The organism is Pseudacidovorax intermedius (assembly GCF_001476815.1).
Classification (GTDB): domain Bacteria; phylum Pseudomonadota; class Gammaproteobacteria; order Burkholderiales; family Burkholderiaceae_C; genus Xenophilus; species Xenophilus intermedius_A.
The window spans coordinates 21,438-34,362 of record NZ_LDSL01000151.1; the positions used below are offsets into that span (position 1 = coordinate 21,438).

At 71.7% G+C, this 12,925-nt stretch carries 13 protein-coding genes; 9 read left to right on the forward strand and 4 right to left on the reverse strand.

The window, feature by feature from the left end; all coding sequences use genetic code 11:
- Positions 1 to 41: 41 nt before the first annotated feature.
- Entirely contained in the window at positions 42 to 761 is a 720-nt protein-coding gene (gene fnr, locus NS331_RS21430) for a fumarate/nitrate reduction transcriptional regulator Fnr (RefSeq protein WP_058643972.1), read from the reverse strand.
- Between the two features lie 242 nt (positions 762 to 1,003).
- On the opposite strand from fnr, the gene hemN reads away from it, so the two are divergent.
- The 3 genes from hemN (at position 1,004) to NS331_RS21445 (ending at position 4,200) form a co-directional block, all read left to right on the forward strand.
- A complete protein-coding gene (hemN, locus tag NS331_RS21435; RefSeq protein ID WP_058643973.1) occupies positions 1,004 to 2,428 on the forward strand; it encodes an oxygen-independent coproporphyrinogen III oxidase in 1,425 nt (474 codons plus the stop codon).
- Positions 2,429 to 2,496: 68 nt separating this feature from the next.
- Positions 2,497 to 3,234 carry a sulfite exporter TauE/SafE family protein gene (locus NS331_RS21440; RefSeq protein WP_058643974.1) on the forward strand — a complete coding sequence of 246 codons (738 nt, stop codon included), beginning with the start codon at positions 2,497 to 2,499 and terminating at the stop codon, positions 3,232 to 3,234.
- 243 nt (positions 3,235 to 3,477) lie between these two features.
- On the forward strand, positions 3,478 to 4,200 hold the full coding sequence (locus NS331_RS21445) for a CPBP family intramembrane glutamic endopeptidase (protein ID WP_058643975.1): 723 nt from the start codon (positions 3,478 to 3,480) through the stop codon (positions 4,198 to 4,200).
- 198 nt (positions 4,201 to 4,398) lie between these two features.
- Here the strand turns inward: NS331_RS21445 and NS331_RS21450 are convergent, their stop codons facing one another.
- The 3 genes from NS331_RS21450 to NS331_RS21460 form a co-directional block, all read right to left on the reverse strand.
- Entirely contained in the window at positions 4,399 to 5,214 is an 816-nt protein-coding gene (locus NS331_RS21450) for a sulfite exporter TauE/SafE family protein (RefSeq protein WP_058643976.1), read from the reverse strand.
- Positions 5,215 to 5,747: 533 nt separating this feature from the next.
- Positions 5,748 to 6,074, reverse strand: coding sequence for a cell division protein ZapA (locus tag NS331_RS21455; RefSeq protein WP_058643977.1), 327 nt, complete (start codon positions 6,072 to 6,074; stop codon positions 5,748 to 5,750).
- Positions 6,071 to 6,304: a hypothetical protein gene (locus NS331_RS21460; protein ID WP_058643978.1), complete on the reverse strand. Its 234-nt coding sequence runs from the start codon at positions 6,302 to 6,304 to the stop codon at positions 6,071 to 6,073. Before NS331_RS21460 ends, NS331_RS21455 begins: the two co-directional genes overlap by 4 nt.
- A gap of 461 nt (positions 6,305 to 6,765) precedes the next feature.
- On the opposite strand from NS331_RS21460, the gene NS331_RS27250 reads away from it, so the two are divergent.
- The 6 genes from NS331_RS27250 to NS331_RS21490 all read left to right on the forward strand — a co-directional run.
- Complete coding sequence (locus NS331_RS27250; protein ID WP_058643979.1) at positions 6,766 to 8,697, forward strand: TonB-dependent receptor domain-containing protein; 1,932 nt, start codon at positions 6,766 to 6,768, stop codon at positions 8,695 to 8,697.
- On the forward strand, positions 8,682 to 10,070 hold the full coding sequence (locus NS331_RS27255; RefSeq protein WP_440589400.1) for a cobyrinic acid a,c-diamide synthase CobB: 1,389 nt from the start codon (positions 8,682 to 8,684) through the stop codon (positions 10,068 to 10,070). Before NS331_RS27250 ends, NS331_RS27255 begins: the two co-directional genes overlap by 16 nt.
- Entirely contained in the window at positions 10,067 to 10,645 is a 579-nt protein-coding gene (locus NS331_RS21475) for a bifunctional adenosylcobinamide kinase/adenosylcobinamide-phosphate guanylyltransferase (RefSeq protein WP_058643980.1), read from the forward strand. The genes NS331_RS27255 and NS331_RS21475 overlap by 4 nt, the downstream gene beginning before the upstream one ends.
- Positions 10,642 to 11,544 (forward strand): ABC transporter substrate-binding protein, encoded by a 903-nt coding sequence (locus tag NS331_RS21480; protein WP_058643981.1) that lies wholly within the window; start codon positions 10,642 to 10,644, stop codon positions 11,542 to 11,544. The genes NS331_RS21475 and NS331_RS21480 overlap by 4 nt, the downstream gene beginning before the upstream one ends.
- 19 nt (positions 11,545 to 11,563) lie before the next feature.
- Positions 11,564 to 12,565 (forward strand): FecCD family ABC transporter permease, encoded by a 1,002-nt coding sequence (locus NS331_RS21485; RefSeq protein WP_058643982.1) that lies wholly within the window; start codon positions 11,564 to 11,566, stop codon positions 12,563 to 12,565.
- A 47-nt stretch (positions 12,566 to 12,612) separates the two neighbouring features.
- Positions 12,613 to 12,925, forward strand: a 313-nt coding sequence (locus tag NS331_RS21490) for an ATP-binding cassette domain-containing protein (RefSeq protein WP_242873850.1), incomplete at its 3' end; no start/stop codon positions are given.

A 12,925-nucleotide genomic window follows, 5' to 3' on the forward strand; every position in this document is an offset into this window, starting at 1 on the left:
CCTTGGCGACGCCCAGGGGCCTGCCCCCGCCCGCACGGCCTTCAGGTGCACACCGTCGGGTTCACCATGCGCCGCAGCGCCTCCGAATCGAGGATGCGCACATGCCGCTGGTTTACCTCCACGATGCCGTCGTCGACGAACTTGGACAGCGTGCGGCTCACCGTCTCCAGCTTGAGGCCCAGGTAGCTGCCGATCTCCTCGCGCGTCATGCGCAGCACCAGCTCCGAGGCCGAGAAGCCGCGCGCATGCAGCCGCTGCACCAGGTTCAGCAGGAAGGCCGCCAGCCGCTCCTCGGCGCGCATGCTGCCCAGCAGCAGCATCACGCCGTGCTCGCGAACGATCTCGCGGCTCATGATCTGGTGCACGTGGCGCTGCAGCGCCGACACCTCGCGCGACAGCTCCTCGATGCGCTCGTAGGGCATCACGCAGACCTCGGAATCCTCCAGCGCCACCGCGTCGCAGGTGTGGCGGTCGTTGACGATGCCGTCCAGCCCGATGATCTCGCCGGCCATCTGGAAGCCCGTCACCTGGTCGCGGCCGTCCTCGGAACTCACCCGCGTCTTGAACACGCCGGTGCGGATGGCGTAGAGCGAGGTGAAGGTCTCGCCGTTGTGGAACAGCATCTCCTTGCGGCGCACCTTGCGGCGCGTGGCCACCAGGGAGTCCAGGCGCACCAGTTCGTCGTGCGACAGGCCCACGGGCATGCACAGCTCGCGCAGGTTGCAGTTGGAACAGGCGACTTTGATGGATTCGGGTGTCATGGTGGCCGGCTTCTCGGGCGGATGGTGGGCGGAGTCCGGTCTGTGCCGTGCGCCTCTGTCCTGAAGTCTCCCTGACGCCGGATTTTCCGACAGCGATCAAGTTTCCGCTTGATGTGGATCAAGCGCATGCCTCGGCATCCGCCGCACATTAGGGATGCGCCCCGCGACTGCGCGTGCCATGGCCAGTCGTGAAGGGCGTTCCCCGAGCCTACAACCCAGGCGCCCATGGCGCCCCTGCCGCGATGAGCTCCCTGCCGATTCCTGCTTCTGCTGCTCCGGCGCCGCCCGCGCTGCTGTCCGCCTCGCTGCTGCGCCGCTTCGACGTGCCCGGCCCGCGCTACACCTCCTACCCGACGGCCGACCGCTTCGTCGAGGCCTTCGGCGCCGAGGAGCATGCCCAGGCCCTGCGGCAGCGGCGCGACGCGGCGGGCCCTCGCGCGCTGCCGCTGTCGATCTACGTGCACATCCCTTTCTGCGAGTCGCTGTGCTACTACTGCGCCTGCAACAAGATCGTCACCCGCCACCATGCGCGCGCGGCCGAATACCTGCAGGACCTGCTGACCGAGCTGCGCCTGCAGGTGGACCTGCTGGGCCGCGGCGCCCCGGTGAGCCAGCTGCACCTGGGCGGCGGCACGCCCACCTTCTTCAGCGACGAGGAGCTGGGCATGCTCATGGCCGCGTTGCGCGAGGCCTTCGACTTCCTGCCCGGCGCCGAATGCGCCATCGAGGTCGATCCCCGCACCGTGGACGAAGCCCGCCTGGCCCGCCTGGCGGCGTTGGGCTTCAACCGCCTGAGCCTGGGCGTGCAGGATTTCGACGCGCAGGTGCAGAAGGCCGTGCACCGCATCCAGCCCGCGGCGCAGGTGTTCGCGCTGACCGAGGCGGCGCGCCGGCTGGGCTTTTCCTCCATCAATGCCGACCTGATCTACGGCCTGCCGCGGCAGAGCCGCGCCTCCTTCGAGCGCACGCTGGCGCAGGTGGTGGCGCTGCGGCCCGACCGCATCGCGCTCTACGCCTATGCGCACCTGCCCGAGCGCTTCAAGCCGCAGCGGCGCATCGTGGCGGAGGAACTGCCCGACGCCGCCACCAAGATCGACATGCTGGCGCGGGCCATCGAGCGCCTGGGCGAGGCCGGCTATGCCTACATCGGCATGGACCATTTCGCGCTGCCCGAGGACCCGCTCGCCGTGGCGCGGCGCCAGGGCCGGCTGCACCGCAACTTCCAGGGCTACAGCACGCAGCCGGACTGCGACATCGTGGCGCTGGGCGTGTCGGCCATCGGCCGCGTGGGCGCGAGCTACAGCCAGAACGCCAAGACGCTGGACGACTACCGCGACCGGCTGCGCCAGGGCCGGCTGCCCGTGGTGCGCGGCCTGGCGCTGGGCCGCGACGACGTGGTCCGCCGCAGTGCCATCATGGCCGTGATGTGCCAGGGCCGCATCGACTTCGAGACCATGGGCGCGGCCAACCTGATCGACTTTCCGCGCTACTTCGCGGCCGAACTGCAGGCCCTGCAGCCGCTGGCCGCGCAGGGGCTGGTGCGGCTGGACGCGCACGAACTCGAGGTCACGCCCGCCGGCTGGTACGTGGTGCGCGCCATCGCGATGGTGTTCGACCGCTATCTGCAAGCCGACCGCTTGCGGACGCGCTTTTCGAAAATCATTTGAGATGCACGGCGTCGTTGTCGCTGTTGCGCTTTCGGTGACCGAGGCGGCACGCAACGAATGGTGGGCCGATGACCGGTAGCCTCGTTCTCTCGGCCCTGCTGATGGGCCTGGCCGGCACGCCGCACTGCGTGGCCATGTGCGGCGCGGCCTGCGGCGGGCTGCTGGGGATGGCATCGCCGGAAAGTGCGCCGCCGGGCGGGCAGGGCGGCGCGGCGGTCGTCAGCTGGATGCGTCCGCGCGCCCACGCCTGGGCGTCGCCGCTGGCCTTCCAGCTCGGCCGCACCGCGGGCTATGCGGCGGCCGGAGCGGGGGTGTCGGCCGTCTTCGGTGGGCTGGCCCTGCTGGGCAGCCAGGTGCAGGCGCTGCGGCCCTTCTGGATGCTGCTGCAGGCGGCCATCCTGGGCTGGGGGCTGGTGCTGATGCTGGCCGGCCGGCAGCCGCTGTGGGCCGCGCGCCTGGGGCTTGCGGCCACGCGCCGGCTTCAGCCCTGGGCGGCCAGTGCGCCGCGCCGGCTGCTGCTGGGCGCGGCCTGGGCGCTGATGCCCTGCGGCCTGCTGTATTCCGCGCTGATGCTGGCGGCCCTGGCGTCCAATCCGGCGGAGGGCGCGGGCGTGATGGCGCTCTTCGCCCTGGGCAGCGCCCCGGGCCTGCTGGCCGCGCCCTGGCTCTGGCAGCGCTTGCGGCAACGGCTGGATGGCCTGCGGCGCGAACTGGGCAGCCGCATCGCCGGTGCCCTGCTGGCGGCGGTGGCGGCCCAGGCACTGTGGATGGACCTGCGGATGGACATCGCGCGCTGGTGCGCCTGAATGGTAAGCGCGCGGTAATCCCGTCTTGATTTGCCGCCATGTTGTACCCATGACGATGGTAGTCAGTCACTAATTTACCGCCGCTGCCTCCCGTCACGGAAGTCATTAACCTGAAGAACCTCGACAGTGACAAAGTCGGCGTCCGCTCGGGCCGCCACACTCGCGCTGAAGCGCGCCACTCTCTTGCTTAGATCACAGCGACCACTAAAGATGTGGCGGTTTGCGAAGACATATGTTGCTCCGATGGCCTCATCGCCTTTGTCGCTCTTCGACTACCTTTTTTTGATTCTGCCAGCGGGCATGCTCGCGTTGGTTCTGCTGATGGCCATTCCGCGCGTGCTGGGTCGCGCGCGGCTTGCGGTGCACGTCCTATTCTTCATCTTCGCGCGGGATGCGATGAGCCCCGCGGGCTTCTGGCAAATTGATGCGGGTTCTATGCGGCTGACCGCGCCAGTGCCCGTGCTGTTTGCGTTGGCGGGCATGTCGGTCGCGTTGCTAGTGGGCGTCGCCTCGCTCGAGCGGGTGGAGTGGTGGCGGGGAGTGCGTCCTGTGGCGTCGGTGGTGTGGGGTGGGCTTGGCGCGGCGACCATCACCGTGGCGGCTGCAGCGCTGAAGATGGCACTTAGGTTGCCATCCCTTCCGAAGCCTGATGCGGCCCTGCTTGGGCCGATCACCGTTTTCGCACTTTTGGGCAACGCTTATGAAGAATTGCTGTTTCGGGCCATGCTTCAGCAGCGTTTGGCGGAGCACATGACACCGATGCGCGCGGCGGTCGTGGCGGCAGTGCTGTTCAGCCTGTGTCATGCGTGGCTGGCGACGATCGTCACGCGCGTAGGCTTACCAGTGCTGGTTTTTACATTGATCGAAGGGCTGATCGCCGGACTCGTGTACCGGCGTGCCGGCCTGCCTGCCGCGTCGCTGGCTCATGGCCTGGCCATCGCAGCACTGGCGAGTGGACTGTATTGACGGTCTCCTTTTCCGTGTACCTGTTCACTTCCATCCCTCTAGTGAGTCCAGGTTTCAGAATTCAGGCCATCGCCGTGGATACGAGCATCCACATTCGGTCACCGAACTTCAAGGTGACTGGGCCGAAGACGTAACCCTAAACGGGCGCGCGCGACGGGCCGAAGTCCTGGTACGAGCCGTGCGGCGGCCAGCCTGGAATCAGGCCGTCAGGCCCTTCCAGAGCATGTAGGCGGCCAGCAGGTAGAGCACGCTGGCGAACACGCGCTTGAGCTTCTTGACCGGCAGCGCGTGCGCCGCGCGGGCGCCCAGCGGGGCCATCAGCACGCTGCACACCGCCACCACGCCCAGTGCGGGCAGCCAGATGTAGCCGAAGGCGCCGGCCGGCAGGCCCTGCACCGACCAGCCGCTGATGACGTAGCCGACGACGTTGGCCACCGCGATGGGGAAGCCCAGCGCCGCGCTGGTGGCCACGGCCGCATGGATGGGCACGTTGCACCAGGTCATGAAGGGCACGCTGATGAAGCCGCCGCCCGCACCCACCAGCCCCGACAGGAAGCCGATGACGCCGCCCGCCGCCAGCTGGCCGCCGGTGCCGGGCATCTGGCGCGTGGGGGCCGGCTTCTTGTCCAGGAACATCTGCGTGGCCGAGAAGCCCACGAACAGCGCGAAGAAGATGGCCAGCACCGAGCCCTTGAGCAGCGCGAACACGCCCAGGCTGCCGACCAGGCTGCCGATGACGATGCCGGGCGCCAGCCGGCGCACGATGTCCCAGCGCACCGCGCCCCGCTTGTGGTGGGCGCGCACGCTGCTGATGGAGGTGAACATGATGGTCGCCATCGAGGTGGCGATGGCCATCTTCACCGACAGGTCGGCCGGCGCGCCGCGCGTGCTCATGATGTAGGTGAGGAAGGGCACCATCACCATGCCGCCGCCGATGCCCAGCAGGCCGGCCAGGAAGCCGGCGCCCAGGCCGAGCAGGCCGAGTTCGACGATCAGCAGGGGTTCGATGCTCATGGGAAGAAGGCCTCCGGGTCGTTGTTGTGCGTCATGCCCGGCCGCGCCGCGCACTGCGAAGGGCCCGGACATGACAACGGCCCCGCGCAGGGGCCGTTGAAGAATTAGGTGTCTGCGAATGCGACCGGACCGTCATCCTGAACGCAGGGTTCAGGTGGGCGAGGGCAGCATGGCATTGGGTTCATCTGACGCGAGATGATCACGCTTGCCAAGCGATGTACCAAGCCCGGGCTCCATAGAGCATTGGTTCAAGGAAATATAAAGCCCGGCGGCACCGCAGACGAGTTCATTCTATGCCCGCGAAATCGGCCTGCGGCAGAGTCCCGTGCCGCATGTTGGCCTTGTGCCGGCGCACTTGCAGTGCGGCCGAAGAAGTGCCTGGAAAGTGCAGTGCGGCGCGTGTTCGCGCAGCGTCTGCGGCAGGCCTGGCGCGGCGGCCTGCGCCTTGGCTGCTTGCGTGCGGAGAAGGCTTGGAGTAGGGCATTCGCAGCCCTTCGCCGCGCGGCCCGCCAAGGCCCGACGCGGACGCCGCGTCAGAGCAGCAGGCCGTCGCCCGCCAGTGCCTGGTCGAGCCGCTGCACCAGGCGCTCGGCGCGTTCGTCGTCCCCTTCGCTGCCGGTCGTGGCTGCCGGTGCTGCGGCCGCGGGCGTCGGTGCGGCTTCGCGCTGGATCAGATCGTAGGCCAGGTTGAGCGCGGCCAGCACGGCGATGCGCTCGCGGGCCTTGACGCGGCCGGCATCGCGGATGCGGCACATGGCCTCGTCGACGCGCGCGACGGCCTCGCGCAGGGCGGCTTCGCCGTCGTCGGGGCTGGCGAGCAGGTAGCTCTGCCCCATGATCCGGACCTCGATCTGATTCATGGCGTCGGCGTGATGGAAGAGGAGGTGCCGGAGTCGGCGGGCAGCCGTTCGAGCATGGCATCGATGCGCGTGCGGGCGGTGGAGAGCCGTGCACGCAGCGCGTCGCGTTCGCGGGTGAGCGCCTCGACCTGCTGCTGCAGCAGCGCATTGGTGCGCCGCACTTCCTCGTGGCGCACGAGCAGGCGCTCCACGCGGTCGGCGATCTGATCGATGGGGCTCGGTGCAGACATGGTCGGCGATTGTAGGCGGGCAGCTTGCGGCGTCTGCCTACAATGCGCGCCGTTGTTGGTGCTCGCGGCGCGGTTCGCGCGTCGCAGTTCAACGGGAAGCAGGAGCCGGCGCATGCCTCGGGTGTGCGCTTCGGCTGCGGACCACCGCCACTTTTCTCGCCTCGCGGCGCGGGATCGTGCGGCCACCGGTCCGCAGCCTGGCCAGCCTGCGCTGCCCCCGCAACGGTGAAGCAGCCGGCGCACGTGGACCTCCACGTGCGCCACGCCGTCCACGCAAGCCACTGGGTGCCGTCGAAACGCGGTGCCTGGGAAGGCGGCCGGCGCGCGCTGCCAGCCCGGATACCGGCCAACACAGGCGGCTGCCGCATCGTGGAGAAGCGATTCGCGCAGCCATGACGTCCCATCGCCGGCGGGGAGGCCGGCCAGGGACATGCTTCACGAAGCCCCGGCTTCCACATTCCATGACCGTCCGCGTTTTGTCTGCGCGCGCCTTGCCGCGCACCTGCCGTCCCTCGCCCCTGTCCGCCGCGTTGGCCCTCGCCCTGGCCGCGCCCCTGGGCGCCATCGCCCAGACCCCCACCCTCCAGGAAACCGTGGTCACCGCCACCCGTGTCGAGACGCCGCTGTCGCAGCTGGTGTCCGACGTGTCGGTGATCGACCGTCAGACCATCGAGAACAGCGGCGCCACCGGCGTGGCCGACCTGCTGGCGCGCCTGCCGGGCGTGCAGATCGTGCGCAACGGCGGCATCGGCAACACCACCGGCGTGTTCCTGCGCGGCGCGGAAACCCGCTTCACCGCCGTCTACCTGGACGGCGTGCGCATCGACTCGCAGTCCACCGGCGGCGCCACCTGGGAGGCGCTGCCGCTCTCGCAGATCGAGCGCATCGAGGTGCTGCGCGGCCCGGCCGCGGCCGTGTACGGCTCCGACGCCATCGGCGGCGTGGTGCAGCTCTTCACCCGCAAGGGCGAGGGCGGCTTCGCACCTTACGCCAGCGTCGGCGCGGGCAGCCGCGCCACGCACGATGCGCAGGCCGGCTTCTCCGGCGCGGCCGGCGGCTTCGACTATTCGGTGGGCACGGCCTATGCCGAGAGCCGCGGCTTCGACGTGCGCACGCCCAACGTCAACCACAATCCCGACGCCGACCTCTACCGTTCGACCTCGGCCAACGCGCGCCTGGGCTACCAGATCAATGCGCAGCACCGGGTGGAAGCCACGGTGCTGGAGAACAACACCAATGCCGGCTACGACGCCACCTCCGGCAGCAGCTACCGACCCGCCACGGCCACCGACGACCGCAGCCTCTACCACCTGCGCACCGCCGGCCTGGGCTGGACGGCGCAGTGGACCGAGCACTGGAAGACGCTGCTGCAGGTCACCGACAGCAGCTCGCGCTACGAAACCACCTCGGCCCGCGTGGCGGCGGGCTATGCCGGCCGGCCCACCACCACCTACATCACCGAGACGCAGCTGCGCGGCTACTTGCTGCAGAACGACTTGACGTACGGCGCGCACCGCGTCACGGCTGCGCTGGAGCGCCGCGAGGACGAGCTGACCAACCCCTCGCTCACCGACTGGCGCAGGACGCTGCGGCGCGACCGCGCGCAGGACGCCGTGGCCCTGGGCTACGGCTACCACCAGGGCGCGCACACCGTGCAGTTGAACCTGCGCCACGACGACGACAGCGAATTCGGCGGCAAGACCACCGGCAGCGCCTCCTACGGCTACGAGTTCGTGAAGAACTGGCGCGCCACCGTCTCGGCCGGCACCGCCTTCCGCGCGCCCACGCTCTACCAGCGCTTCAGCGAGTACGGCGACGCCAGCCTCAAGCCCGAGACCGGCCGCAATGCCGAGGTCGGCCTGCGTTACGGCGACGGCCGCACCAACGCCAGCCTGGTGGTGTTCGAGAACCGGGTGCGCAACCTGATCGTCTTCACCGGCACCAACACCGCCTGCGGCCAGCCGTTCGGCTGCTACGCCAGCATCGGCCGCGCCGTCTACCAGGGCGCCACGCTGGCGGCCGACCACCGCTTCGGCGAGCACTTCACGCTGCGCGGTTCCCTCGACGTGCAGGACCCGAAGGATTCCGACACCGGCCTGCAGCTGCCGCGCCGCGCCAAACGCTATGCCAACCTGGCCGGCGACTGGACGCAGGGCATCTGGACCGTGGGCGCCGAGGTGCAGCTGTCCTCGCGCCGCTTCGACGACACCGCCAACAAGGTGCCGCTGGCCGGCTACGGCCTGCTCAACCTGTACGCCAGCGTGCAGCTGCGGCCCGACCTGCGCCTGCTGGCGCGGCTGGACAACGCGACCGACAAGAACTACGTGCTCGCCAACAACTACGCCACCGCGGGCCGCACGGCCTACGTCGGCCTGAAGTGGACGCCGCGCTGAACGCCGCAGCCACGCCAGAGCCGCCGCACGCGGCGGTGGCGCGCACCTGCGCGGCCGTGCTGGTGTCGGCCCCGGCCTCGGGCCAGGGCAAGACCACCGTGGCCGCGGCCCTGGCCCGCCTGCATGCGCGGCAGGGCCGCCGCGTGCGGGCCTTCAAGTGCGGGCCGGACTTCCTCGATCCGCAGTGGCTGGCCCTGGCCACCGGCGCGCCGGTGCACGGGCTGGACCTGTGGATCAACGGCGAGGCGGACGTGCGCGCGCGCCTGCATGCCGCCGCCGGCGAGGCCGACCTGATCGTCGTCGAAGGCGCCATGGGCCTGTTCGACGGCGAAACCAGCGCCGCCGATCTGGCGCGCCGTCTCGGCCTGCCGGTGGTGGCGGTGATCGATGCAGGCGCCATGGCTGGCACCTTCGGCGCGCTGGCGCACGGCCTGCAGCACTACCAGGACGGCCTGCCCTGGGCCGGCGTGCTGGCCAATCGCGTGGCGAGCGAGCGCCATGCCGGCATGCTGCGCGGCGCGCTGCGCGATCCGGGCCACTGGCTGGGTGCACTGCCGCGCAGCGCGGACTTTGGCCTGCCCGAACGCCACCTCGGCCTGGTGCCCAGCGCCGAACTCCGCGATGCGCTGGCCCGCCTCGACGCGGCAGCCGATGCCCTGGCCGCCACGCCTCTGGGCCAGCGCGCGCCCGCCGCGCTGCCGCAGGTGGAATTCACAGCGCCCCCGCCGGCCGCGCCGCTGCCGCCGCTGCTGGCGGGCCGCACCATCGCCGTGGCGCGCGATGCGGCCTTCTGCTTCGTCTACGAGGCCAACCTCGACCTGCTGCGGGCCCTGGGTGCGCGGCTCGCCTTCTTCTCGCCCCTGGCGGGCGATGCGCTGCCGGCCTGCGATGCGCTGTGGCTGCCCGGCGGCTATCCCGAGCTGCATGCCGCCCGCCTGGCCGAACGCACCGACCTGCGCGACGCGCTGCAGGCCCATGCCGCCGCGGGCCGTGCCATCTGGGCCGAGTGCGGCGGCATGATGGCGTTGTTCGACGAACTGGTGGACAAGGCCGGCACCGCCCATCGCCTGTGGGGCCTGCTGCCCGGCCGCACCGTGATGCAGGCGCGCCTGGCGGGCCTGGGGCCGCAATGGCTGGCGGTGGAGGACGGCACGCTGCGCGGCCACACCTTCCATTACTCGCGCTGCGAGACGGCCTTGCCGGCCGCGGCCCGCAGCGCCCGGCCCGGTGCCGCGCCGCAGCCGGATGCCGGCGAAGCGCTGTACGGGCAGGGCCCGGTACGCGCGAGCTACTTCCACGCCTGGTTCCCGTCCGAGCCCGCCGCCGCGGCGCGCCTCTTCGACGGCGCGCCCCTGCGAACATCGGCGGCATGAGCACGATGCCCGTCCACGAATTCATCCTCGGCGGCCAGAAGAGCGGCAAGTCCCGCCGCGCCGAAGCCGCCGCCGGCCGCTGGCTGGCCGCGGCGCCCGACCGGCGCGCCGTGCTGCTGGCCACCGCCCAGGCCTGGGACGGCGAAATGGCCCGGCGCATCGAACGCCACCGCCAGGAGCGCGCCGAGCGCGTGCCCGGCCTGGAGACGGTGGAAGAGCCGTTGCGCCTGCCCGAGCTGCTCGGCGCCCTGAGCCAGCCGGACACGCTTCTGGTGGTCGACTGCCTCACGCTGTGGCTCACCAACCTGCTGATGCCGCCCGAGCTGGACCCGCAGCGCGCCCCGCTGCCCGACTGGCGCACCCAGTCGCTGCTGCTGGTGGCGGCGCTGGAGCGGGCGCCGGGGCCGGTGGTGCTGGTCGGCAACGAGATCGGCCTGGGCGTGATCCCGCTCGGCGAGGAGACCCGCGCCTTCGTCGACGCCCTGGGCCAGCTCAACCAGCACGTCGCCGCCGCCTGCGGCCGCGTGACGCTGATGGTGGCCGGCCTGCCCCTGACCGTGAAGGAGACCGCATGAAGTTCCGGCGCATCCTGCAAGCCTGCAGCGCCTTCAGGCGGGCCGTGACCGCCCTGCTGCTGGCCGCCGCGCTGCCGGCCCTGTACGCCGCCCCCGTCGAGGTGGTGGACGAGCGCGGCGCCACCGTGCGCCTGGCCCAGCCGCCGCAGCGCATCGTGGCGCTGCTGCCTTCGCTGACCGAAACGGTCTGCGTGCTCGGCGCCTGCGAGCGCCTGGTCGGCGTGGACCGCTATTCCAACTGGCCCGATCCGGTGCGCAAGCTGCCCCAGGTGGGCGGCGGCATCGATCCCAACGTCGAGGCCGTGGTCGCGCTGCGGCCCGACCTGGTGCTGGCCGCCAAGTCCTCGCGCGTGGTGGAGCGGCTGCAGGCCCTGGGCCTGACGGTGGCCGTCCTCGAGCCCAAGACCCAGGCCGACGTCGAACGCGTCATGGTGAAGGTCGGCACGCTGCTGGGCGTGGAGGGCGCGCCCGTGCTCTGGAAGCGGTTGCAGGCCGACCTGGACGCCGCCGCCCGCTCGGTGCCCGAAGCCCGGCGCGGTCAGCGCGTGTATTTCGAGGTCAACAACGGCCCCTACGCGGCCGGCGAGAGCTCCTTCATGGGCGAGACGCTGACCCGCCTGGGCGCGCGCAACATCGTGCCGGCGGCGATGGGGCCCTTTCCCAAGCTCAACCCCGAGTTCGTGGTGCGGGCCGACCCGGACCTGATCATGGTCGGCGCCCGCAGCGCCGTCGGCCTGGAGCAGCGGCCCGGCTGGGCCGGCATCCGCGCCGTGCGCGACGGCCGCATCTGCCGCTTCAGCGCCGCGCAGTCCGACGTGCTGGTGCGCCCCGGCCCGCGCCTGGGCGAGGCCGCGCGGTTGATGGCCGACTGCCTGGCCGGCCGGCCGCTGGCGGACTGATTCCCTGCGCCATCCGTCCATGCCGAACACCCGCCGCGCCCCCTTGCTGATGCTGGCCCTGCTCGCGGCCGCGCTGCTGCTGGGTCTGCTGGGCGCGGCCGTCGGCAGCACCGGCGCCGAGCGGCTGTGGCAGCTGGCCCACGACCCGGTGGCCTGGCAGATCGTGCGAGACATCCGCCTGCCGCGCACCGTGGGCGCGTGGCTGGCGGGCGGGCTGCTCGGGCTGGCCGGTGCGGTGGCGCAGGGCCTGTTCCGCAATCCGCTGGCCGACCCCTGGCTGCTCGGCAGCGCCTCCGGAGCCGGCCTGGGCGTGGCGCTGGCGCTCACGGCCATCGGCGGCCCGCCCGCGGCGGCGGCCTGGGGCGTGCGCCTGGGCCTGACCGGGGCCGCCTTCGCCGGCGCCGTCGCCGCCGTGCTGCTGACCCTGACGCTGGCGCGCGGCGCCCAGCAGACGCTGCGGCTGCTGCTGGCCGGCGTCATCGTCGGCATGGTGCTGGGCGCCGCCAAGGACCTGCTCACCCTGGCCGAAGCCGACGTGCTGCAGGCCCTGGTGGTCTTCATGCTGGGCAACACCGCGCTGGTGGGCTGGACGGCCTGCGGCGTCATGGCCGTGGCGCTGGCCGTGTGCCTGTTCGCCGCGCGGCTGCTGGCGCCGGTGCTCGACGGCCTGGCCCTGGGCGAGGCCACCGCCGCCAGCCTGGGCCTGCCGCTGCCCGCCATGCGCGTGGCGCTGGTGGCCGTGCTGTCGCTGGCCACCGGCGCCGCCGTGGCGCAGACCGGGCTGATCGCCTTCGTCGGCCTGGCGGCGCCGCACCTGGTGCGCTCCATGGTCAAGACCACCCACGGCTGGCTGCTGATGCTGTCGGCCTTCATGGGCGGGCTGCTGCTGATGGCGGCCGACCTGCTGGCCCGCTGGCTGATCGCGCCGCAGGAACTGCCGGTGGGCGTGCTGACGGCGGTGCTGGGCGGCAGCTACCTGCTGGTGCTGATGCACCGGCGCACGCGGAGCGGCGCGGCATGACGGGCGCGGCGCCATGGCCCGGTGCAGCGGCTGCCGATCCGTCGCCCGTGCTGGCGCTCCAGTGCGTGGACGCCAGCCTGGGCCGCACGCCCGTGCTGCACGGCATCGATTTGGCGCTGCGCGCCGGCCGCTGGACCAGCGTCGTCGGCCCCAATGGTGCCGGCAAGTCCACGCTGCTGCGGCTCATGGCCGGGCTGCTGGCGCCCACGGCCGGATCGGTGCGGCTGGACGGCCGGCCGCTCGCGCAGTGGCCGCACCGCGCCCGCGCCCGGCGCCTGGCCTGGCTGGCCCAGGGCGGGGCGGCCGACCCGGCGGCGGACGACCTGCTGGCCTACGACGTCGCCATGCTCGGCCGCCTGC

Bases quoted from the DNA above. Each gene is read 5' to 3' on its own strand.
- fnr (WP_058643972.1), bottom strand. From the start codon at position 761: ATGACACCCGAATCCATCAAAGTCGCCTGTTCCAACTGCAACCTGCGC.
- hemN (WP_058643973.1), top strand. From the start codon at position 1,004: ATGAGCTCCCTGCCGATTCCTGCTTCTGCTGCTCCGGCGCCGCCCGCG.
- NS331_RS21440 (WP_058643974.1), top strand. From the start codon at position 2,497: ATGACCGGTAGCCTCGTTCTCTCGGCCCTGCTGATGGGCCTGGCCGGC.
- NS331_RS21445 (WP_058643975.1), top strand. From the start codon at position 3,478: ATGGCCTCATCGCCTTTGTCGCTCTTCGACTACCTTTTTTTGATTCTG.
- NS331_RS21450 (WP_058643976.1), bottom strand. From the start codon at position 5,214: ATGAGCATCGAACCCCTGCTGATCGTCGAACTCGGCCTGCTCGGCCTG.
- NS331_RS21455 (WP_058643977.1), bottom strand. From the start codon at position 6,074: ATGAATCAGATCGAGGTCCGGATCATGGGGCAGAGCTACCTGCTCGCC.
- NS331_RS21460 (WP_058643978.1), bottom strand. From the start codon at position 6,304: ATGTCTGCACCGAGCCCCATCGATCAGATCGCCGACCGCGTGGAGCGC.
- NS331_RS27250 (WP_058643979.1), top strand. From the start codon at position 6,766: ATGACCGTCCGCGTTTTGTCTGCGCGCGCCTTGCCGCGCACCTGCCGT.
- NS331_RS21475 (WP_058643980.1), top strand. From the start codon at position 10,067: ATGAGCACGATGCCCGTCCACGAATTCATCCTCGGCGGCCAGAAGAGC.
- NS331_RS21480 (WP_058643981.1), top strand. From the start codon at position 10,642: ATGAAGTTCCGGCGCATCCTGCAAGCCTGCAGCGCCTTCAGGCGGGCC.
- NS331_RS21485 (WP_058643982.1), top strand. From the start codon at position 11,564: ATGCCGAACACCCGCCGCGCCCCCTTGCTGATGCTGGCCCTGCTCGCG.